Here is a 22,910-nt window from a genome sequence, read left to right as displayed (position 1 = left end):
AGAATAGCGAATTTGGAGTGAATTAAAGATGAAAATAGCAATCATCGGTGCTGGTATAGGTGGATTAACAGCAGCTGCATTATTGAGCGAACAAGGGCACGACGTTAAAGTGTTTGAAAAAAATAATGAAGTTACTGAAGTGGGTGCAGGTATCGGCATTGGCGGCAACGTTATTGATAAATTAGGAAATCATGATTTAGCAAAAGGGATTAAAAATATTGGACAAGTCATTGATATAATGGAAATATTAGATGACAAAAACAATGTACTCAGTAAGGCTAAATTAAAGAAATCTACAATTAATTTAACTATGACACGCCAAAGCTTAATAGATGTCATCCAGTCATATGTACCTGAATCTACTATTTATACAAATCATCAAGTGACGCATATAGATAATGGTGCAATGAAGGTAACTGTACATTTTAGTGAACAAGCACCAGAAGCATTTGATTTATGCATTGGAGCCGATGGTTTACATTCAATTATTAGACAATCAGTTGTTCCAAACAGTAAATCAATCTATCAAGGTTATACGGTCTTTAGAGGTTTAGTAGATGACGTAGATATTAAAACAGATAATATTGCAAAAGAATATTGGTCACCAAAAGGTCGCGTAGGGATTGTACCATTATTGAATAACCAAGCGTATTGGTTTATTTCTATTAATGCTAAGGAAAATGATGCAAAGATGCGTGCGTATGGGAAACCACATTTACAAGCACGATTTAATCATTTTCCAAATGAAGTAAGACAAGTGTTAGACAAACAGAGTGAAACGGATATCTTATTACATGATATCTATGATTTACAACCATTAAAATCATTTGTTTACCAACGTGTGATATTGCTAGGCGATGCAGCACATGCAACTACACCAAATATGGGACAGGGCGCAGGACAAGCAATGGAAGATGCTATTGTTTTAGCGAATTGCTTGCAGGCTTACCCATTTGAAGCTGCATTGCAACGTTATGATAAACTACGTGTACAACATACTAAAAAAGTAATAATGCGTTCAAGAAAAATTGGTAAAATAGCCCAAAAACGTAATAAGCTTGTTGTAGCTGGTAGGAATTTATTGGCTAAGGTGATACCAAACCGTCTTGTTGCTGGTCAGACAAAATTCTTATATAAATCAAAAAGTAAATAATAGATATTTAGATAAAATAAACCTCGGGTTGCGTGATGATACGCAACTCGAGGTTAATTACTTTTATTGCTATTTGAGCAATGATTCGCATTGTTGAACAATGATTAATTCACAATGAATTTAGGTGTTTGATTATTTAGCTTGCTGATTGTGTCATTAGCTACAATTTTAGACATCATATCGCGTGATTCGAATGTAGCGTTACCAATATGAGGTGTTAAGACAACATTATCTAACGATTTAAGCGTATCGTTTATTTCAGGTTCAAATTCATAAACATCTAATGCTGCACCTTCTATGACTTTATCTTGTAGAGCCTTTACAAGTGCTTGTTCATGAACAATAGGCCCTCTAGATGCATTTATAAGGTAACTCGTAGGCTTCATCATTTCCAATTGTTTCGTATCAATTTGATGATGCAAACTTGGACTATATGCTGCATTTATAGTTACAAAATCTGAATGTTTGAGTAATGTTTCCAAGTCGACGTATTTTGCGCCGATTTCTCGTTCCTTATCTTTCTTTTGATGTGGACCTGTGTAAAGTACATTCATATCAAATGCTTTCGCGCGTTTTGCAACAGCACCACCAATTTCACCGAGACCAATAATGCCAATGGTTTTACCGGAAACTTCTCTTCCACGGAAAAAGAGTGGCGCCCAACCATCAAAACCGGTTGTTCGACATAACTTGTCACCTTCTGGTATACGTCTCGCTACTGCTAATACAAGTGCGAATGTTAATTCAGCAGTCGAATTTGTTGAAGCTTTTGGTGTATTTGTTACATCAATATTTTGTTTACGTGCATAATCAATATCAACATTATTAAAGCCAGCACCATAATTAGCGATAATTTTTAAATGATCGGCTGCATCAATGATTTCTTGATCCACTGGTGTCGATAATAAACTAATTAAAGCGTCAGCATCTTTGACACCTGCTTTTAAGGTTTCTTTATCTATAATGCCATTGCCTTCATACATTTCAACAGTGTAACCTTGGTCTTTCAATAATTGATATCCTACGTCAGGAACTGGACCTGCAATATAAACTTTTACCATGTTTTATCACTTCCTTTAATATAAAGTATATTAAAATTCATTGGCTCAAACAAATGATACTATTACTTATTTTAAATAGTCTTATATATATTGGTAGGTGCGTGCGTATGATGATAATTGACATTAATTTACGAGTTTCAATCCAACGATGGATAATATGATTAAGGCAATAAAGAAAATACGTTTTGCATTTGTGGACTCGTTATAAAACATCATGCCGATTAATGTTCCACCGGCTGTACCAATACCACTCCATATGGCATATGCTGTGCCCATTGGGATATCATTCATAGCCAATTTAAGTGTGCTAAAACTACAAACAAAGGCAATTGCTAATAAAATGACAAGCCATTTTTTCTTGGTGCGGGTAATTTCATTTAAAATAACTACACCAACTACTTCTAATAAACCAGCGAGTAATAACAGTAACCAAGCCATTATTTTTCAGCCTCCTCTGTAGTTAACTTTAAGCCGATAATGCTAATGACTAATAATAAAATAAGCGCAATTTTAACGCTATTAAACGGATCATTGAATAAAATCATGTCGACGATGACCGTACCTACTGCACCAATACCTACAAAAACGGCATATACAGTACCTACGGGTAACGATTTACATGCAGATATAACTAGAAAGAAACTGATAATGATAACTATAAATGTGCCAATCCAACTCATTAATGAATCAGCTGTATTTAAACCAGTAACCCAGACGATTTCAATGAGACCAGCTAAGATGACTTTAAACCATTGCATGTAATGAACCTCCTTATTTTTAAATAACTATGTAATTTTCTCAAATTATACTTGAATATTCAATAATCAAGGATGCATAAAAAAACCGATCAAGTATGCGCACTTAATCGGTTTAAAAAACATTCAAATGTTAATCATATTAGTTTACGTGGATGTAGCTGTATGAACTTGCTTCACCAGCTGAAATTGTACGTTCACTTACTGAGAATGGTCCACCGTTATAGTTCATTTCAGAAACTGTGATTGAACCATCATTGTTTACACTTTCAACGTATGCTACGTGACCATAACCACCAGCAGTTGATTGTAAAATTGAACCAGCTTCAGGTGAATTATTTACTGTGTAACCTGCAGCTGAAGCAGCTGAAGCCCAGTTATTTGCATTGCCCCAAGTAGAGCCAATGTTACCGCCAACTTTATCGAATACATACCAAGTACATTGACCTGCAGTATATAAGTTAGCACTTGAACCAGTAGATTGTGTGTTATCTTGAGCTGCTGGTTGAGTTTGTTCTGCTGCGTCTGCTTCATTTCCGTGATCTAAACCTACGATTGCTGCACCGATACCTGCTGTTAATGTAGTTGCTGTTACTAATTTTTTCATAATTTAAAAATCCTCCCAAAGATTGTAAATATTTAAATGGCAAATAGTATTGCCTTAATTTTTTAATTTGTAAATTCGATTTGCTTTCAACGACAAGTAATACTCTAACAGAAGAAATCTACTTTGTGTGCAATGTTACGCTTTTGTAAAACAATTAAAAAAACCTCACATATCGTTGTAATAAACGAGATGTGAGGTTACAAATTGGTGTCCGCTCGTAACATATCGCAAACACTGATATTATAAGGTTTTTAGCTTGAAAATGTGATTTTAAAACATTTGATTGTTACAGCTGTTGTAAAGAATCACAAAATTGTGTTTCAAATTATTTTAAGAATCTAATAGATAGTGGTGCTAAATAATCTTCACCATTATATGCTTTTACAGCAGCAATGATTGTAAAGACGATTAATAATACTGTAATCACAGGTACAAGAATAAATCCAATTAATATAATCATAGCAATCGATGAAACAGTAAGCCATATAGTATAAGAAATTAAAAAGTTAAAGTAGTTTTTTCCAGCTCTATCAACAAATGGAGATTCTTCACGTTTAATTAACCAAATGATTAATGGTGCTAGTAAAGGTGCGAAGAAGCTCAATACATAGATTAATGTAGCCATTAATCTCGCATCACTATTAGGTTCTTGATTAAAATTGGATTGATATGCTTGATTTGCTTGTTCATTGAATTGTTCTGTCATAAGGATACAACCTCCTATTTAATGTATTTCACAACATAACTATACCAAAGTTTCTAAATGGTTTATATGCATTTTGAAATTATTTATTTATTTTAAAAAAATGGCTATATTGTATTGTGTATACTTGTTAAAATGTAGTGATGCACTTTTAATAGTGTTAACTAACTATAGCCAGAACATTATGTTTTTAAACGATTGTTTATGAATTTTGGGAATAGGTTATAGTTGATAGTAATGCTAAAAATAGAATACAAAATTTTAATAGAAAGAAGGGTTATTATGAAAATAGCTATCGTAGGTTCAGGGAATGGAGCGGTGACAGCGGCTTTAGATATGTACAGCAAAGGTCATGAAGTAAAACTATATTGCAGAAATCAATCCATGAATAAATTTGATAAAGCAATAGAACAAGGTGGTTTTACCTTTAATAATGAAGGTGAAGAAAGTTTTGTCTCATTTACTGACATAAGTGATGATATGGAATATGTGCTTCAAGACGCTGAAGTTATTCAAATTGTCATTCCATCGTCATTCATTGAACATTACGCGTATACAATGGCGCCTTTTGTTAAAAGTAAGCAACTAATTTTCTTTAATATTGCAGCTTCGATGGGATCTATTCGTTTCATGAATGTGTTAGAAGATAAGCATATTGAGGAAATGCCGCAATTTGCTGAGGCAAATACACTTACATACGGGACACGTGTTAATTTTGAAGAAGCACGCGTAGATTTATCATTAAACGTAAGAAAAGTTCACTTTTCAACATATGATAAAGCTTATTTAAGTGAGGCATTTGATAAAATTGAAGCCCTTTACCCATATATAGTAAAGGAAGAAAGCCTTTGGAAGACAAATCTTGAAAATGGTAACCCAGAAGTACATCCAGGTCCAACTTTACTGAATGTAGGGCGTATAGATTATGCAGATGAATTTGCATTATACGAAGAAGGCATCACAAGACATACTGTTAGACTCTTACATGCCGTCGAATTAGAAAGATTAACATTGGGGCGCAAACTTGGTTTTGAATTATCTACAGCTAAGGAAGCACGTATAGAACGTGGATATTTAGAAAAACAGGATGAAGATGAACCACTCAATCGCTTATTTAATACGAGTCCTGTATTCTCACAAATTAAAGGACCTAACCGTGTGAAAAATCGTTATTTAACAGAAGATATAGCATACGGTTTAGTACTATGGTCTAGTTTGGGACGTGAAATTGATGTCGCAACACCTAATATCGATGCAATTATCGTCATCGCGTCAACGATTTTAGAACGTGATTTCTTCGAAGAAGGGCTAACAATTGATGAGTTAGGTAAAGACAAACTCGGATTAGAATAATTTAATAATGTAAATAGGGGGAATGTGAATGAAAAGGCAACCAACATTTTTAGAATCAATTTCTACAATTGTAGTGATGATTATTATAGTGATTACAGGGTTTGTAGTATTCCATATACCAATACAAGCATTATTAATATTAGCGTCAGCATATGCAGCGATTATAGCTAGACGTGTAGGTCTAAAATGGCAAGATTTAGAAGAAGGCATCACACACCGTTTAGCTACGGCGATGCCTGCAATTTTTATTATATTAGCAGTAGGCATTATTGTAGGGACATGGATGTATTCAGGGACTGTACCAGCTTTAATATACTATGGATTAGAATTTTTAAATCCTAATTTATTTTTAGTATCTGCATTTATCATCTGTGCAATTACTTCTGTCGCAACGGGAACAGCATGGGGGTCTGCATCTACAGCTGGGATTGCGCTTATGGCTATTGCTGCACAATTACATATCACACCAGGAATGGCTGCTGGCGCAATTATAGCCGGTGCGGTATTTGGTGATAAAATGTCACCGCTTTCTGACACTACAAATTTAGCAGCATTAGTTACGAAAGTGAATATTTTTTCACATATTAGAGCAATGGTTTGGACGACCGTACCAGCATCTATTATTGGATTGATTGTTTGGTATATTGCAGGACGACAATTTAGAGGTCAAACGAATACGAGCCAAGTGAATGAGTTGCTAAAAGAATTGTCACATATTTACAATATTAACGTTTTTGTATGGATACCGCTTGTTGTAATTATCGTTTGTTTGCTGTTAAAAATATCAACGGTACCAGCAATGTTAATTTCCAGTTTGAGTGCGATTATTGTCGGTACATTTAATAATGGTTTTAAACTGGTAGATGGATTCAACGCAACTTTTAACGGTTTTAATAAAGATATGATTCCTGCCAGTAGTGGTGAATTAACTAAGAAAGCAATTAGCCTTGTTGAACAAGGTGGTATGATGAGCATGACTGAAATTGTTGTCACGATTTTTTGTGGATATGCATTTGCAGGTATTGTTGAAAAAGCAGGCTGTTTAGACGTGATTTTAGGTAAAATTTCTAAAAATATCAATACTGTTGGACAATTGGTACTTGCAACAGTATTAGGTGGACTCATGATGGTACTAGCTGCAGGCGTTGCTTCTGTAGTGATTATCATGGTCGGCGTATTGATGATGAAAATGTATAATAAAATGGGGCTTGATCGTTCGAATTTGTCGAGAACGCTCGAAGATTCAGGAACGATGATTATTCCATTAATTCCATGGGGCACATCAGGTATTTATTACGCACAGCAACTCGGTGTTACTGTTGACCAATTCTTCATTTGGACAGTACCTTGTTACTTATGTATTGTATTCGCATTGTTTTATGGCTTTACAGGTATCGGTATTAAAAAAGCAAAACCAAGTGAAACACAATAACATAAACTTAAAATATAAGATGCAGGATAGGGTATGAAATTGAGTTTTTGATTTTATAGCTTGTCCTGCATTTATTTAATGAAAAGCTGTCATAGTGCACTTGAGCTTATATAAGTGTATGAAATTTACAATTTCTTTATCAAAATTTCAAAATAGAAGTTTGAAACCATTTATTTAGGTTAAACACAACTATGGATGAAATGAGTTTGATTTTACATAGTAATCATTGTAGCGATATTACTTTTGTAAAATGAGTTCATTGCTACTTCATTCAATCATATGTATAGATAAAGATTTTAAATATCCTTCTATTATCTATTTTAGGATCGGTTTTGTTGTGTATATTGTAGCGATATTACATTATAGAACCGATTCGTTTGCGCATTTAATTAATACATGCGCTGATAATGATATTAAATAAGTATTTATATAAGTAAGTTTAAGATGAAAGTAATGTCTTAACATTAAACTGCCAACAAAGTTTACAGCTTTGTCGGCAGTTTTTATTTTATATATTCAATGGGTATTACTAGACCTTGTTATTCACATTAGTATTTATCTTAATAAGGTAACTTAAAATTCACTAGCCATTATTATGTTAGTATAAGGCCTTAATTGATAAACACTTTGTGCAGAAACAGTAACTAGCTATATTATAGTAGGTTAAGTCTGTATTATGAGGTTGTGGTTTGTATGTGTAGTTTATTTGTTGTCACAAAAAAAGACAATCCGCAAAGGATTGTCTTTAGTAAGCACTAATTAGTGAATGTAGTTGTAACCTGCTGCTTCGCTAGCAGAGATTGTACGTGAAGTTACAACACCAGCACCGTGACCATAGTTCATTTCAGAAACGTTGATTGAACCGTCGCTGTTTACATTTTCAACATATGCTACGTGACCGTAACCACCAGCTGTTGATTGTAAGATTGAACCTGAAGCAGGTTTGTTGTTTACTGTGTAACCTGAAGCAGCTGCTGCGCTTGCCCAGTTGTTTGCGTTACCCCAAGTAGAACCGATTTTACCGCCAACTTTGTCATATACATAGTATGTACATTGACCAGCAGTATAAAGGTTGTTTGATGAACCTGAAGTGCTTGAGATTGAGTTTGAAGAACTTGATGGTGCACTAGTTGTACTTACTTTAACATTGCTGTTTGAAGTAGAGTTTGAAACTGCGCCTCTTCCACCAGTACTTTGGTTGTATGCTGTATAAGATTGAGTTGCTGTAGCGTTATTATTGCTGTAACCATAGTTATAGTTATTATTGCTGTAACCATAGTTATAGTTATTATTGTGACCTTGGTCAACTGAACTTGGATTCCAGTTACCTTGCCAAGTGTAGTGGTAGTTACCTTGTTGGTCTATAGTATATGAGTAGCTATATGAAGTTGGGTCATTTGGATTGTACCCACCATTGTTATTTTCTGATGCATCTGCTTCATTTTGAGCGAAAGCAAAAGTAGCGATTCCTGCAGTAGCGATAGTTGCTGTAGCGATTTTTTTCATTGTTAAATATCCTCCTAAGAATAGTAAATAATTAAATTTTAGTCTTAATTGTATCCCAGTCTCTAAACGACAATTTGTTATAATTTTTATTCGCTGTTTCAACGACAAGCATTACTTTATCAGAAAAAGTTAGGTTTGTGTGGGTTGTTATCGTTTTGTAATTTAGTTCTAATAATTAATGCTGTCATGTAACAAAGAAAGTATGTACAAACATACTTCTAAAGACTGACCGTATCGACTTTTCACATTTTAATGTGTAACATTGCACTTTAGTATATTACAAAGCTGTAAAATAACAGAAAATTACAAACAGTAATATAAGAGACATTATATATATTTAAAAACATAAGAAAATAATATTTATACATAGTATGATTTATTGATTATATTTTGATTAATCTAATTTATGGTGGAAAAATTTAAGAAATACACACATTTAAGCAACCATATTGACACTTTATAAACAAAGCCTTAATATAGTTAGTATAAAAATTATACTTATGTAGCGAGGTGAATATATGAAAATTGAACTTGGACTAACATCATTTGCAGATAATAGTGATATTTACACGGATGAAGGTCGGCAATCAGCATTATCAAATGCAGAAAGAATTCGCAATATAATAGAAGAAATTGAACTTGCAGATCAGTCTGGTTTAGATGTTTATGGGTTAGGAGAACATCATAGACCTGATTATGCCGTTTCTGATCCTGTTACAGTATTAGCAGCAGCTGCAAGAAACACAGAACATATCAAATTAAGTAGTGCGGTTACGGTGTTATCATCGGATGATCCTGTACGTGTTTATGAACGTTTTTCTACATTAGATGCTGTATCAAATGGTAGAGCAGAAATTATGGTAGGCAGAGGTTCTTTTATCGAATCTTTTCCATTATTTGGTTATAATTTAAATGACTACGAACAACTATTTAATGAAAAGATTGAATTGCTTTTAAATATCAATCAAAATGAAATTGTGCATTGGGAAGGACAACTTAGAGCATCTATAGATCATTTAGGTGTCTATCCAAGAACTGAAAATGGTCCACTACCAATCTCTATTGCTACAGGTGGTACACCAGAGTCTTCATTAAAAGCAGGAGCTCTGGGTTTACCGATAACCTATGCTATAATTGGCGGGGACCCAAAAAGATTTAAAAGAAATATCGATATGTATAAAGCGATTGCTGACTCTTATGGTCATGATATCAATCAGTTACCAATTGCAACGCATTCATGGGGCTACATTGCAGAAACAGATGAACAAGCTAAGCGAGAATTTTTCCCATCAGTTAAAGCAAGCCACGATGTTTTAGCCAAAGAACGTGGTTGGGCAATGTATGATGAAAATAGTTTTGACAGAGAAGCAGGTCCACATGGTGCATTATATGTAGGTAGTCCAGAAACTGTAGCACATAAAATCATAGAGACAATAGAAACATTAGGGCTGTCACGATTTATGTTGCATACACCTGTAGGTTCCATGCCACATGAAAAAACAATGCATACCATTAAATTATTAGGCGAACGGGTAAAACCGATTGTAGATAAATATTTTGAAAACAAATAAAAGGAGATTTTGTCATGATATTACGTTATTTAACAAACTTAAAGTTAGCTAAGGAATTATACGGTGCGGCCAAACCAAAACTTAAAGGCGATCAGTCTATGAAGGATACATTTGTAGAAGTGTTTAATTTACCTGCAAATGCAGTACCATTAGCAGGTGCTGTTGAATCATTAAGTGCAGTGTTCTTTGTGTTGAGCTTTGCAAGCAAACGATTATCTCGTATCGCTTCATTATTAACTATTTCTGTTTTAGGTGTTGCTGCATACAAACACTTTGAGGCAGGGCACGGTAAAGCTGGTGCTAAACATGCGTTAGATTTAACAGGTTTAGCAGCACTTAGCTTCTTAGATACATTAGATTGTAAGAAAAAATAAATATAATCACATTAATTTATGAAACAGAGTAAATTGTGAAACTGAAAGGGCTATTCGTTACGTTTAAGTTGACGAATAGTCTGTTTTTTATTTATGTCATTTATAAACCCATTTTATGAATTAGATCAATTAATAAATACAATGGATACCTATATTCTTTTTTTAGTAATAAAAAGAAAAATAGCTCACTAAAATTTAAAATCTAAAAGTAAATATTAAAAAAATAGTAGGAAATTTTAATATTTTACATAGTTGGTCATATTGAATTTGAGAAGGAAAATAGGCTAAAATTGTTATATTAATATTGTTAGAAATCACTGTGACATATATTAACATCACGAAATTCATAAGGAGTGGTTTGATGAACACGCAAAGTTTTAAAACATTAAATGAGTTGATTGCAACATATCAAGAAGGCAAGAAATTTTTTAAAGAGACGAAAAAGAATTATAAACTAAATTATGAAGAAGTATTTATCTTGAATTACATTTATAACTGTAACAACAATGAAATCACTGCAAAGGACATTGCAAAATACTCCGAATTACAACCATACTACTTAACGAAAGCACTTCAAAAATTGATAAAATTGGATTATTTAAGTAAAAAGAGAAGCGAAATTGATGAAAGAACTGTGGTCGTTTACATAAATGAAGCACAACGTGTACGAATTAATGAGATGATTGAAACGCTGCAAAAGGCACTATAATCATAGATAACACCTGCAATTATTAGACATTTCCCATCTTCAAAAAGCGCAATATTCTGAAAAATGTAAATTTATAATAATAGTTATATATTGAACAAATATTTGTTTTTAGAAACAAATTAACTGTGTTATACTTATATTTATTAAATGAAAGCGCATTCAAAGAGATTGGGAAAGGTGTTATTATGAATTTACTAATAGGGATTATATTTTTAGGTATTGTTTTATGTTTATTTACATTGTTTACAAGTAAGGCGCCCAATGGTGGTAAGGCAATGGGTGCACTTGCAAATGCAGCGATTGCATCATTTCTAGTAGAAGCATTTCATAAGTATGTAGGCGGAGATTTGTTTGGTATTCCTTTTTTAGGGCAACTTGGTGAAGCGGCAGGGGGACTTGGCGGTGTTGCTGCTGCTGGTTTAGTTGCTTTAGCGATGGGCGTATCCCCGGTATATGCATTTGTTATAGCTGTCGCATGTGGGAATATGGATTTATTACCAGGATTTGTTGCAGCATATATTGCAAGTTTTGGAATGAAATGGATGGAACAAAAATTACCAGACGGTCTTGATTTGATTGCTGCAATTATCGTTATTGCTCCAATCACAAGATTGATTGCAATGGGAACAACACCTGTTGTAGATGCTACATTAGTTCAAATTGGAAATATTATTAAAGACTCTACAACGTCTAGTCCTATATTAATGGGCATTGTACTAGGTGGTATCATCACAGTTGTTGCAACAGCACCATTAAGTTCTATGGCATTAACTGCGTTATTAGGATTGACAGGTACGCCAATGGCCATCGGTGCACTTGCCGTATTTGGTTCTTCCTTTATGAACTTTGTCTTATTTAAACGTATGAAATTTGGCGATCGTAAAACAACGATTTCTGTTGCAATTGAGCCGTTATCTCAAGCAGATATTGTTACAGCGAATCCTGTGCCAGTTTACTTGACTAATTTTGCAGGTGGTGCAATTTCAGGTATCATTATTGCCTCATTTGGTTTAGTCAATGATGCTACAGGTACAGCAACTCCAATCGCAGGATTAATGGTCATGTTTGGCTTCAATAATGCATTAACAGTTATAGCTGTTGCATGTATGTGTGCAGCTAGTAGTGCTATATGTGGTTATCTCGGTTCATTAGTATTTAAAAATTATCCTATTATTACAAAACAAGAACTTCAAAATGGCACAATGCCTAAAAAGGTAAAACAGTACTACAAGCTCAAACGTCAATATGCGGAAAGCTTAGCACTGTAATGTCTTATTAGAAGTCCAAATAAACATAAAAACGCCCGTGTTGATAATTAAATATCGACACGGGCGTTTTACTGTATTTTGTAGCTTTATATTTAGACAGTCATGATAAAGGCAAATACTATTACGCTAAATTAAATAGCATTCGTTTCTAAATAGCGGGTTGTATGCTTCTCCATTTTACTGAAAATATATTCTAAGCCAATCGCTAATAGCCAGTAAAATGCTGCCGCAACTGAGTAGACTGTTATGAACCGATAGCCTTCATTGGCAATAACATGACTGACAGCCATAATTTCCGTGACTTGGACGGCAAATGCTAGGGATGTTCCTTTAATTAGCATAATGAATTGATTTTCAATATTAGGTAATGCATACGCAAAAGCCTGTGGTAATACAATTTCTTTATAGATATGGTACTTAGTTAATCCCACAGATTGAGCGGCTTCAATTTGATCAGCATCAACGGATTGCAACCCACCTTTAATGGATTCCGAAAGATAGGCGATGGCATGTAATGAAAACACAATAAAAGCAATAATCAATGGTGAGAATATATCTGGATTTATGTGCCAATTTAGTTGTTTGTTCAAGTAAATGATGAAAGTCGGCAAACCATAATAGACAATAAATAATTGAACGATGAGCGGTGTGCTTCTAAAAAATGAATTATACACAATAATTAGTTGTGACAGCATAGGTATGCGTTTTAATCGAATTATTGCAAAAATCAATCCTATACATAGACCAACCATAATTGCGACAATTGAAATTAAAATTGTATTAGGAACACCTTTAAGCACTTCAGTTATTGTATATATAATGAAAGTCATATTTGTTCCTCCTTAAATTCGGTATGGCTTTTGACTACGTTTATCAATAAGTGCAAGTGTTCCTTGAATTATCAAAGCAATCATCCAATAAACGATAGAGATGACGATATAAACTTCTAACATACCTAACCCGTAGTTGTTACCAATGATAAGCTTAACTTGACCCATCATGTCGATGATGCCAATAGTAAAAGCTAAGGAAGTATCTTTAACAAGTTCAATAATCTGTGTTGTTAAATTTGGAATACTGTTACGTAATGCTTGTGGTATAACAATTTCTTTTAATATTCTAGGATAACTTAAACCAATGGATAAGCCAGCCTCTATTTGACGATAATCTACAGATTGATATCCAGCACGTATAATTTCTGATAAATAAGCACCTGTGTGTAAAGTGAAAGCTAAAATGACAAAGAACAACCTGCTAAAATGATTGATATCGATATGTACGAGTAATAATAATTGTGGCAAAGCAAAATAAACTAAAAATAGTTGCAATAGTAATGGTGTGCTTCGAATAAATGAAAGATATAGCCGTACAATAGGAGTCAATATCTTGATTTTGCGAATGCGCACAATAGCTAGTATGAAACCAAGAATTAGAGCAAAGATGAGTGATGTAACAATCATTAGTAAGGTTATTGGTAATTGTTGTAAAACTTGACTCAATAAGTCTAACCAATTTACAGATTGCATTAGCGTTGCACCTCCAATTGTGATTTTTTTCTATTAATGTCGTTTAAATCTTCGAAGAGATTGATATCAAAATATTTTTCTGAAAGTGCCTGTAACTTTCCTTCTTTTTTTAATTCTAATGTGGCACGGTCAATGTCATCATGAAGCTTGTGGTGTTTTTTATTATATACAATGTGAAGGGGTTCTTTTTTGACTATGCCACCTATTTTAACGTCTTCTTTAACTTGTGACTGTATTGCTTGATATGTATTCCAATTTAACAACATCGCATCTCGACGTTGCTGGCTAACCATTTTCAAATTATCGCCATTCGATGGCTCTTGAATAGTATCGATATCAATTTTGTCATTATGATGCTTATTATACTCAGATAAAATAGAATAGAGACCACCACTCGGAGCCATAGGTGTAAGCTTCTTACCAGGTAAATCATCTAAGCTATGAATATCTTTATTATTTTGATTAACGACCAGCATAGGAAGCGCATAACTATATGGAACGTCCTGATATAAAAATTGCTTCTCGCGTTCTGGTGTCTTAAAAAACCAATTAATGCCCATATCAAATTTTCCAGCACCGATGCCTACTAAATTTGATTCCTCTTCACCAACTTCATATTTAAAATCATACTGTGGTAATTTATGTTCGAGTAATTTCATATATTCCATATCCAGACCAATAAATTCATTTTTTTTATTAGTATATAGATAGGGTGGGTTAACTTCTGCAGATAATGCAACTTTAACTTCATTTTTATGGGTATTTTTATTTGAACGATGATTGTTATGACAAGCAGTTAATAACATACAGATAGCACATAGCAGAATAAAAATTCGCTTTTTACTAATTATCATTGATCATCACGCTCCGTGCTGACATGGTTTAAGAAGCGTTGAATTCTATCTGAATTGGAATGTTCCAGTACTTCTTTAGGTGTGCCACGATGAATAATTTGTCCTTCATCAATAAAAAGTATTTGATCGGCAACTGCTTTTGCAAATTGTATTTCGTGGGTGACTAAGACCATCGTCATACCTTCTTGAGCAATGGATTTAATAAGTGATAGTACACTTTGGATAGATTCTGGATCTAATGCTGAGGTAGGTTCATCAAGTAACAGTACTTCTGGATTCAAAGCTAGCGCACGAATAATTCCAATACGTTGACTTTGTCCACCAGATAGTTGAATTGGATATTTATCTTTTTGATTTAATAAATTAATACGTTCTAGGTAAGATAATGCAATATTGTTGGCTTTTGATGTATTATATTTTTTACCGTGTTTTAAACCCACAGTAATATTTTCTAAAATAGTTTTATTTTTAAAAAGGTTATAATTTTGGAAGACCATTGCTGACTTTTGACGCAACTGAAAAACATCTTTTTTAGTGAAACTTGAAGCATCAAACGTGTCTTCTCCTATTGTAATAGTCCCTGATTTAGGAAGTGCAAGTGCATTTAATGTTCGAAGTAGCGTCGTTTTTCCCGAACCACTTGGACCAATAATTGCGGTGACAGTTCCCTTTGGTTGTGTGAAGCTTACATCATTTAGTATCAAATGATCATTGTACTTATGTATAAGATGACTTACATTAATCATATTTATCCCCCCAGTATTACAGTAATTATAAACTATCATATTAATTCTTATCGGTAAAGTAAGGATTTTTAGCTTCAAAACCTTTATTTCAGTCATAGCGAGTGTTAAACTTATATTTAATAGTGAAAATTTGATGGATGAGGTGAAAGGTAATGGAGGTTTCTGCATTAATACATACAGAAATTCAAAAGAAATGGATAGCAAAATTTGAGACTGTGAAGGAAACATTCAAATCACACGCTGAATACAATGATTTACATTCACGTTTTCCATATGAAAATATAGAATGGCTTGTCAATGAAGGCTATACATTATTAACTTTACCAAAAGCGTATGGTGGTGAAGGTGCTACTATAGAAGATATGGTGATACTTCAAAGTTATCTGGGAGCAATCGATGGCGCCACTGCATTGTCTATCGGTTGGCATTTAAGTGTAGTTGGCCAATTATTCGAACAAAAAATGTGGCAACCAGAAATGTTAAATGCATTCGCAGAAGCAGTGTGTCAAGGTGCATTAGTGAATCGCGCAGTTAGTGAAGCAGAAACGGGTAGTCCAACAAGAGGGGGCCGACCAGCAACAAATGCTGTAAAACTCAATGATGGCTTTAAACTGAATGGAGTGAAGACTTTTACTTCAATGAGTAAAGGGCTAACGCATTTTATTGTAAGTGCATATTATGATGAAATAGATCAGATAGGGTTTTTCTTAATTGATAAAGATACGCCAGGTATAGAAATTGCAGATAACTGGGATATGGTAGGTATGCGTGCTACAGAAAGTCATGATTTGATACTTAACGATGTCCATGTGCCACAAGAAAATTTTGTAGAAATTAGAGGTGCAGGAGGAAAGAAACCTAATGGTTGGATATTACATATTCCGAGTGTTTATTTAGGAATAGCGCAAGCTGCAAGGGACTATGCAGTTGAATTCGCTCAAACATATAGTCCGAACAGTATTGATGGAACCATTGGTGATTTGCCAACAGTTCAGCAAAATATTGGTAAAATGGAGTCGCTCTTACTGTCGGCACGTCATTTCTTATGGAGTACAGCTGCACTTTATGTAGAAAAAAAAGTTAAGACACCAGTTTGGAATGAGACGTCAGCAAGTAAAGTGTTAGTAATGAATCAAGGATTAGAAGTGATTGATATTGCAATGCGAATTGTCGGGGCTAAAAGTTTAGAAATGGAGCGCCCATTGCAAAGATACTATAGAGATATGCGTGCAGGATTGCATAATCCGCCTATGGAAGATATGGCTTATACGAACATTGCACATAGCGTGTTAGGGCATTTTTAAAACAAAATAATATTTTTAGCATTTAGATTATATGTCTAAATGCTTTTTTTTATTTATCAAAAATTAAAATTCATACAATTACTATTGTAAATTTACTAGGAACATTATATAATCAAATAGTACTGATAATCATTTTCAATGGAGGAAAGTTATGAAAAAATTATTGTTTCCGTTAATAGTTTTAATGCTTATATTGGCTGCATGTGGAAATCAATCAGATAGTGGTTCAAATAAGGATAAAAAAGCCGAGACAAAATCATATAAATTAGATAATGGGAAGAAAATCGATATCCCGAAAGATCCCCAACGCATAGCTGTTGTTGCTCCGACATATGCTGGTGGTATTAAATATCTTGGTGGGAAAATTGTTGCTGTGAATGAGCAAGTAGATAGCAGTAAATTGTTGAAAGATAAGTTTAAAGGCGTAGAAAAAATTGGTGAAAACGATGTTGAAAAGGTAGCAAAATCAAAACCAGACTTAATCGTAGTTTATTCAACTGACAAGAATATCAAAAAATATCAAAAAATTGCGCCAACCGTTGTTTATGATTATGGAAAACATAAATATTTAGATCAACAAAGAGAACTAGGTAAATTACTCGGTAAAGAAGATAAGGTAAAATCTTGGGAAGATAAATGGAAGTCTGAAACTAAAAAAGATGGAGAGGACATCAAAGCCAAGATTGGTGAAGATGCCACGGTATCTATTTTTGATGAATTTGACAAAAAACTATACAGCTATGGACCAAACTGGGGTCGTGGTGGAGAAGTCATTTATCAGGCATTTGGACTTAAAATTCCAGATAAACTTAACGATTTAGTTAAAAAAGAAGGCTGGGCTGAAGTGAAACAAGAGAAGGTTGCTGACTATGCTGGCGATTATATTGTTTCAACAAGTGAAGGTAAAGCTAAACCTGCTTATGAAAAGACGGAATTATGGAAAAATATTCCTGCTGTGAAAAATGATAATGTCATTCAAGTTCAAGCAGAGACTTATTGGTACAACGATCCATATACACTTGAATACATGAGAAAAGACTTAAAAGAGAAATTTTTAAATAAATAAAAAGAAAACATCAGTACAAACACGCCAAAAGAAACTGAGATAAAAATAGATGTCACAGATTCTATTTCGATGGGGTGAGACTATGAAAACTCTGTTAGAAAAATTGTTTTCTATCCCACTCCTAAATTGAATTGGGTAAAGCAATAGGCATATGAAATTATGAGAATGATCATGATTTCATATGTCTATTTTTAATTTGTAATTTAAAAAAATGGTGAAGTTTTAACGACCTAACTTTTAGAGGAAAGAAGTATATTAATAATTGTAAACTTTTTATTTATATAAGTTTACAATAGTGATATAATGCTTTCATCAAGGAGGTTTAAGCATGACTACAAAACATTTAGTATATACAGCATTGATGACAGCAATTATTGCAGTTATGGGGTTTGTACCCGCAATTCCACTACCAATAATGCCGGTACCCATCGTATTGCAAAATATAGGTATTTTCTTAGCCGCAATTTTATTAGGACGTAAATATGGTACGTTGAGTGTTATTGTATTATTATTACTTGTCGCGGCAGGATTACCACTATTATCCGGTGGTCGTGGCGGTATTGGTGTCTTTGCAGGCCCTTCAGCAGGTTTCTTATTCATGTATCCAGTCGTTACATATTTAATAGGATTTCTAAGAGACATCTATTTTAATAAAATTAATTTTGTTGTATTATTAGGTACAACTATTGTGATTGGAGTCGTACTTTTAGATATAGTAGGTACGATAATCATGGGCGTTATGACAAACTTACCAATTTCCAAATCAATCATGCTATCTTTTGTCTTTATGCCTGGTGATGTCGTGAAAGCAGTTATAGCCAGTTTAATTGGTAATATCATGTTGAATCACAGTCGATTTAAGCAATTATTAAAATAAAAGGTTAGGTGACTAAATAATGATTGTTTCAATGAGTGACATTTTTCAAGAAGGTAAAATTTACAGTGATGATCAGAGAAAGACTATTTATTTAACACCTAACGAGCCATTAGTATATGATACAAATAAGTGGATATATAAGACCATGCCTACACTAGAAACTTGGCAAGTAGATCAATCAGCACAATTAAGTATGCACCATAATCAAGGTTCGTCGCATCTTGCATTTACTTTTCCGGAAAACGTCACACCTTCCGTACAGTGGTTACACGAAATCGAAGCACAGGGGTTTGAATTAGGGTTAATGGAACTTTATGCGATAGAAGCGAGTGACGTTAATATGCATGATTATCATGGTGTCGATGTTGCGTTTGTTACAGAGGAAACACTTGAAGATTATATTAAGGTGCATCGTATATTTGCGGAACCATATGGGCAGGACTATGTTGAACAAAGTGTGCAAGTAATTCGTAATCAATTTGAATCGGAGCAAAAATGCAGGGTAATTGCATACAAAGAAGCAACGCCTGTTGGCATCATGGATTTAATTATTGGTGCGCATACAGCTGAAATAGATGCCTTTGGTGTGGTACATAAATATCAAAAACAGGGTATTGGTAGTGCTATGCAAGCATTTGTAGCATCATCAGTCAAAGATAAGACAATCATTTTGCTTGCAGATGGTGAGGATAGTGCTAAAGATATGTATGTTAAGCAAGGGTATACATTTATTAGTTATCGTTATCAAATACTTAAAGAAAATATATAAAGCGGAGTCGTGGTTGAATATAAAACAACCATTACTCCGCTATTTTTATACGTTCTGGATGGCTATAAATATTAAAGTTGCCATCTCTTATAAAACCAATTGCTGTAATATTTAAATCCTGAGCAAGTGTAATTGCTAAAGTGGTTGGTGCGGATTTAGAAAGAATAACACCGACGCCTATTTTAGCAGCTTTTATCAATATTTCTGATGAGATACGTCCACTGAATATTAGCACTTTATTACGGACGGGAATATGACGTTCGATACAGTATCCATATAATTTATCTAAAGCATTGTGACGTCCAATATCTTGTCGATGTTCAAAGAAAGTATCGCCATCACTGATTGCTGCATTATGTAGTCCACCTGTTTGTTTGAACACTGCACTTGCGCTTTGTAGTCGAGTCATCATATTAAGTACCTGAGTAGGATTTAAGATGATTTTTGACATGGATGTTTTTGCGATTGCAGCATCATTTTGGAAATAAAATTCTCTACTTTTACCACAACAAGAAGCAATCATACGTTTTGTTGAATATTCAAATCTTTCACCTAATGATTTAGTTAATTCTACGTGAGCAAACCCTTTACTGTCATCAATTTGTATAGATTTTAAATCTTCTCGCTTTAAGATTGCACCTTCTGAAGCTAAAAAACCTAATGTGAGTTCTTCAAGGTGATTTGGGCTACAAATCACAGTTGCAAATTCTTCGCCGTTGACCATGATTGTTAGAGGGAATTCTGTAACATATTGATCTTTTTTTTCAACCAATTTGCCATTTTCATAGCGAATGATAGGTTGATTTGTTAATACATCTTCGTGCATACTTACACCTCATTTCAACTTCAGTTTCTATTTTAGCGTATTTTGACTTTTAAAAAAAAGAATCAGTTTGATTGAAGATAATCTGTAGCTACATAATATATGTATTCATAATTGATTTTAGTAAAATAGATAAGTAAACTTAAAGTAAACAAATTATGAAAGAGGTGGCAAGTGCATTGGCAAGTATTAGGGATATAGCACGACAAGCCAAAGTCAGTCCTGGAACTGTTTCTCGTGTATTAAATAACGATCCTACATTATCAGTAGCAGATGATACGAGACAGCGTATTCATCATATTGCAGGTGAACTAAAATATCAAAAAACTACTCGAAAAAATAAAAGTATTCAAATTATTACATATGCATCGCGCGCAAAAGAGATGTCAGATCCATATTATAGAGAAATTCGATTAGCTATTGAAGCGGAAGTAAAACGATTGAATTTATCATTGAAACGTACGATTCGTATCGATGGTCAACAGGATGACATCGTTGATGCAAAGAAAGTTGAAAAAGCCGGTGCTATCATTGTAATAGGCAATTTTTCTATTAAAGCATTAAAGCATCTGAAATCACATAATGCGAATATGGTAGTCATTAATAATCCTCAAGCGCCTAAATCTATTGATGCAGTATATTCAGATTTAAGTTATGCGATGACACATTTACTTGATTTAATAAAAGAACAAGGATTGACTGATATCGCATATGTAGGTGGAAATCATACGATTAGAGAGCTAGATGGTACGACAACTTCACAAGCAACAGATGTTAGATATCAAGCATATAAAGATTGGTGTGCAACGCATGATATACAACCAATCACTCTGCTTAATGGATGGAAGAAAGAACATGGAGAAGTAGCGTTGAATCATTTTTTTGCTGAATTCGATAGCCTGCCACAAGTGTTTATAGCAGGTAATGATATGATTGCTATTGGTATATTACAACAGCTACAGGACAAGAAAATTGATGTTCCAAATGATGTGAAGTTAATTAGTTTCAATGATTCAGAAGTGATTCAATATGTGGTGCCTTCGATGAGTAGTGTACATATTCCAGTTGATGAATTTGGTAGAACTGCTGTAAGGATGGCAGAGGAGCGTATTAACAATACAAGACAGAATGCGATACATGTTGTAGTTGAAGCACAATTGAAAATGCGTAATACGTTTAAGTTTTAGATAATGTATATTGACAAAACATTAAGTAAACAAGTAAACTTTTGTTAAGTTTACTAATGTTATTTATGATGATGGTATGTTTAAAAAAGGAGTGGTGAGTAGTGTTACAGTCAATGCATGAAAAATTCGAAAAATTATTTAACGAAGCTGCGGATGTGAGTGCGTTTGCACCGGGACGTATCAATTTGATTGGCGAACATACAGATTATAATGGTGGTTATGTTTTTCCGGCGGCTATAGAGCTTGGTACGTATGGCTTAGCATCAAGAAGAGAGGATGAACAAATCCAATTGTATTCAAATAATTTTGAATCACAAGGCATTGTATCTTTTTCATTAGATGAATTAGTATTTGATGCATCACACGATTGGGCAAATTATCCTAAAGGTGTGATTAAATATTTATCGGAACAGTTTAAGACGATTAACCACGGATTTAATATTTTAATAGAAGGTAACATACCTAATGGTGCGAGCCTTTCTTCTTCAGCTTCCATTGAATTGTTAACAGGTTGGCTCATTAAAGCGCTATTTGATTTAGATTTAGAGCGCTTAGAGCTTATCAAAATTGGGCAACGTGTTGAGAATCATTTTATGGGTGTTAATTCTGGTATTATGGATCAATTTATTATTGGTTTGGGTAAAGCGGAGAAAGCAATTTTACTTGATACTGCGACACTTGAATACCAATATGTACCTGCGAAATTTGGTGATTATGTTATTTCTATAATGAATACCAATAAACGTCGATCATTAACTGAAAGTAAATATAACGAACGACGTGCGGAGTGTGAATCTGCATTGGCACAATTACAACAGACACTTGATATAGTAACATTGGGTGATTTAACTCCGGAACAATTCGAGACGCACAAGCATCTAATTAAAGATGATATTGAAAGACGTAGAGCAAAACATGCCGTGTTGGAAAATGAAAGAACTAAGTTGGCATACACAGCATTATCAGAGAATGACTTTGTTCAATTTGGTGCACTGCTCAATGCTTCTCATGCATCATTAAAAGATGATTATGAAGTGACTGGTGTAGAATTGGATACATTAGCAGAAACAGCGCAACAAGTAGAGGGCGTATTAGGGGCTCGAATGACAGGTGCAGGCTTTGCTGGTTGTGCCATTGCTTTAGTGCATAAAAACAATATTCCACAGTTGGAAGAAACAGTTTCACGTATTTATACCGAACGCATTGGATATGCACCATCATTTTATCATGTAGGTATAAGCGATGGCGTTAAATCGCTGTAAGTAT

General features: G+C 33.9%; 24 protein-coding genes. 13 read left to right on the top strand and 11 right to left on the bottom strand.

Annotated features, from left to right (window positions below; genetic code table 11):
* Positions 1-28: 28 nt before the first annotated feature.
* Complete coding sequence (locus BJS11_RS05425; protein ID WP_069995193.1) at positions 29-1,153, top strand: FAD-dependent monooxygenase; 1,125 nt, start codon at positions 29-31, stop codon at positions 1,151-1,153.
* Between the two features lie 104 nt (positions 1,154-1,257).
* Here BJS11_RS05425 and BJS11_RS05420 read toward each other — a convergent pair whose 3' ends face one another.
* The 5 genes from BJS11_RS05420 to BJS11_RS05400 all read right to left on the bottom strand — a co-directional run bounded on the left by BJS11_RS05420 (position 1,258) and on the right by BJS11_RS05400 (position 4,282).
* Positions 1,258-2,214 (bottom strand): 2-hydroxyacid dehydrogenase family protein, encoded by a 957-nt coding sequence (locus BJS11_RS05420; protein ID WP_069995194.1) that lies wholly within the window; start codon positions 2,212-2,214, stop codon positions 1,258-1,260.
* 123 nt (positions 2,215-2,337) lie between these two features.
* Entirely contained in the window at positions 2,338-2,652 is a 315-nt protein-coding gene (locus BJS11_RS05415) for a DMT family transporter (protein ID WP_069995195.1), read from the bottom strand.
* A complete protein-coding gene (locus tag BJS11_RS05410; protein WP_069995196.1) occupies positions 2,652-2,972 on the bottom strand; it encodes a DMT family transporter in 321 nt (106 codons plus the stop codon). The genes BJS11_RS05415 and BJS11_RS05410 overlap by 1 nt, the downstream gene beginning before the upstream one ends.
* A 139-nt stretch (positions 2,973-3,111) precedes the next feature.
* Positions 3,112-3,576 (bottom strand): CHAP domain-containing protein, encoded by a 465-nt coding sequence (locus BJS11_RS05405; RefSeq protein WP_069995197.1) that lies wholly within the window; start codon positions 3,574-3,576, stop codon positions 3,112-3,114.
* A 325-nt stretch (positions 3,577-3,901) separates the two neighbouring features.
* Positions 3,902-4,282 (bottom strand): DUF4870 domain-containing protein, encoded by a 381-nt coding sequence (locus BJS11_RS05400; RefSeq protein WP_069995198.1) that lies wholly within the window; start codon positions 4,280-4,282, stop codon positions 3,902-3,904.
* A 279-nt stretch (positions 4,283-4,561) separates the two neighbouring features.
* Here BJS11_RS05400 and BJS11_RS05395 point away from each other — a divergent pair, with 279 nt between their 5' ends.
* Both BJS11_RS05395 and nhaC read left to right on the top strand, forming a co-directional pair.
* On the top strand, positions 4,562-5,632 hold the full coding sequence (locus BJS11_RS05395; protein ID WP_069995199.1) for an NAD/NADP-dependent octopine/nopaline dehydrogenase family protein: 1,071 nt from the start codon (positions 4,562-4,564) through the stop codon (positions 5,630-5,632).
* A 28-nt stretch (positions 5,633-5,660) separates the two neighbouring features.
* Complete coding sequence (gene nhaC / locus BJS11_RS05390) at positions 5,661-7,064, top strand: Na+/H+ antiporter NhaC (protein ID WP_069995200.1); 1,404 nt, start codon at positions 5,661-5,663, stop codon at positions 7,062-7,064.
* Between the two features lie 759 nt (positions 7,065-7,823).
* On the opposite strand, the gene BJS11_RS05385 is transcribed toward nhaC, so the two are convergent.
* On the bottom strand, positions 7,824-8,570 hold the full coding sequence (locus tag BJS11_RS05385) for a CHAP domain-containing protein (protein WP_069995201.1): 747 nt from the start codon (positions 8,568-8,570) through the stop codon (positions 7,824-7,826).
* Between the two features lie 518 nt (positions 8,571-9,088).
* Between BJS11_RS05385 and BJS11_RS05380 the strand changes: the two genes are divergently transcribed.
* The 4 genes from BJS11_RS05380 (at position 9,089) to BJS11_RS05365 (ending at position 12,492) form a co-directional block, all read left to right on the top strand.
* Entirely contained in the window at positions 9,089-10,141 is a 1,053-nt protein-coding gene (locus BJS11_RS05380) for an LLM class flavin-dependent oxidoreductase (RefSeq protein ID WP_069995202.1), read from the top strand.
* 14 nt (positions 10,142-10,155) lie between these two features.
* Complete coding sequence (locus BJS11_RS05375) at positions 10,156-10,515, top strand: DoxX family protein (protein WP_069995203.1); 360 nt, start codon at positions 10,156-10,158, stop codon at positions 10,513-10,515.
* Positions 10,516-10,876: 361 nt separating this feature from the next.
* Entirely contained in the window at positions 10,877-11,224 is a 348-nt protein-coding gene (locus BJS11_RS05370) for a transcriptional regulator, SarA/Rot family (RefSeq protein ID WP_069995204.1), read from the top strand.
* A gap of 185 nt (positions 11,225-11,409) precedes the next feature.
* Positions 11,410-12,492, top strand: a complete 1,083-nt coding sequence (locus tag BJS11_RS05365) for a PTS sugar transporter subunit IIC (RefSeq protein ID WP_069995205.1) — start codon at positions 11,410-11,412, stop codon at positions 12,490-12,492.
* Between the two features lie 131 nt (positions 12,493-12,623).
* On the opposite strand, the gene BJS11_RS05360 is transcribed toward BJS11_RS05365, so the two are convergent.
* From BJS11_RS05360 to BJS11_RS05345, 4 genes are read right to left on the bottom strand one after another with little or no spacing between them, the layout of a single operon-like run.
* Complete coding sequence (locus BJS11_RS05360) at positions 12,624-13,322, bottom strand: amino acid ABC transporter permease (RefSeq protein ID WP_069995206.1); 699 nt, start codon at positions 13,320-13,322, stop codon at positions 12,624-12,626.
* 12 nt (positions 13,323-13,334) lie between these two features.
* Entirely contained in the window at positions 13,335-14,018 is a 684-nt protein-coding gene (locus BJS11_RS05355) for an amino acid ABC transporter permease (RefSeq protein ID WP_069995207.1), read from the bottom strand.
* Positions 14,018-14,824, bottom strand: coding sequence for an amino acid ABC transporter substrate-binding protein (locus BJS11_RS05350; RefSeq protein WP_374699928.1), 807 nt, complete (start codon positions 14,822-14,824; stop codon positions 14,018-14,020). Before BJS11_RS05350 ends, BJS11_RS05355 begins: the two co-directional genes overlap by 1 nt.
* A 44-nt stretch (positions 14,825-14,868) precedes the next feature.
* The gene (locus BJS11_RS05345) at positions 14,869-15,618 is read right to left on the bottom strand and encodes an amino acid ABC transporter ATP-binding protein (RefSeq protein WP_069995209.1); all 750 of its coding nucleotides are present in this window, start codon (positions 15,616-15,618) and stop codon (positions 14,869-14,871) included.
* Positions 15,619-15,770: 152 nt separating this feature from the next.
* Here BJS11_RS05345 and BJS11_RS05340 point away from each other — a divergent pair, with 152 nt between their 5' ends.
* The 4 genes from BJS11_RS05340 (at position 15,771) to BJS11_RS05325 (ending at position 19,634) form a co-directional block, all read left to right on the top strand.
* On the top strand, positions 15,771-16,922 hold the full coding sequence (locus tag BJS11_RS05340; RefSeq protein WP_069995210.1) for an acyl-CoA dehydrogenase family protein: 1,152 nt from the start codon (positions 15,771-15,773) through the stop codon (positions 16,920-16,922).
* A 151-nt stretch (positions 16,923-17,073) separates the two neighbouring features.
* Positions 17,074-17,988 (top strand): ABC transporter substrate-binding protein, encoded by a 915-nt coding sequence (locus BJS11_RS05335; RefSeq protein WP_069995211.1) that lies wholly within the window; start codon positions 17,074-17,076, stop codon positions 17,986-17,988.
* A 328-nt stretch (positions 17,989-18,316) separates the two neighbouring features.
* On the top strand, positions 18,317-18,865 hold the full coding sequence (locus BJS11_RS05330) for a biotin transporter BioY (protein ID WP_069995212.1): 549 nt from the start codon (positions 18,317-18,319) through the stop codon (positions 18,863-18,865).
* 19 nt (positions 18,866-18,884) lie between these two features.
* Positions 18,885-19,634 (top strand): GNAT family N-acetyltransferase, encoded by a 750-nt coding sequence (locus BJS11_RS05325; RefSeq protein WP_245167078.1) that lies wholly within the window; start codon positions 18,885-18,887, stop codon positions 19,632-19,634.
* Positions 19,635-19,665: 31 nt separating this feature from the next.
* On the opposite strand, the gene fdhD is transcribed toward BJS11_RS05325, so the two are convergent.
* Entirely contained in the window at positions 19,666-20,460 is a 795-nt protein-coding gene (gene fdhD, locus BJS11_RS05320) for a formate dehydrogenase accessory sulfurtransferase FdhD (protein ID WP_069995213.1), read from the bottom strand.
* A 176-nt stretch (positions 20,461-20,636) separates the two neighbouring features.
* Here fdhD and BJS11_RS05315 point away from each other — a divergent pair, with 176 nt between their 5' ends.
* Entirely contained in the window at positions 20,637-21,644 is a 1,008-nt protein-coding gene (locus BJS11_RS05315) for a LacI family DNA-binding transcriptional regulator (protein WP_069995214.1), read from the top strand.
* 101 nt (positions 21,645-21,745) lie between these two features.
* A complete protein-coding gene (locus tag BJS11_RS05310) occupies positions 21,746-22,906 on the top strand; it encodes a galactokinase (protein ID WP_069995215.1) in 1,161 nt (386 codons plus the stop codon).
* Positions 22,907-22,910: the final 4 nt, after the last annotated feature.

This window comes from Staphylococcus caeli (genome assembly GCF_900097965.1).
In the GTDB taxonomy this organism is placed as follows: Bacteria; Bacillota; Bacilli; order Staphylococcales; family Staphylococcaceae; genus Staphylococcus; species Staphylococcus caeli.
The sequence above is the reverse complement of the archived record's forward strand: the minus strand, read 5'-3'. Positions and strand labels throughout refer to the sequence as shown.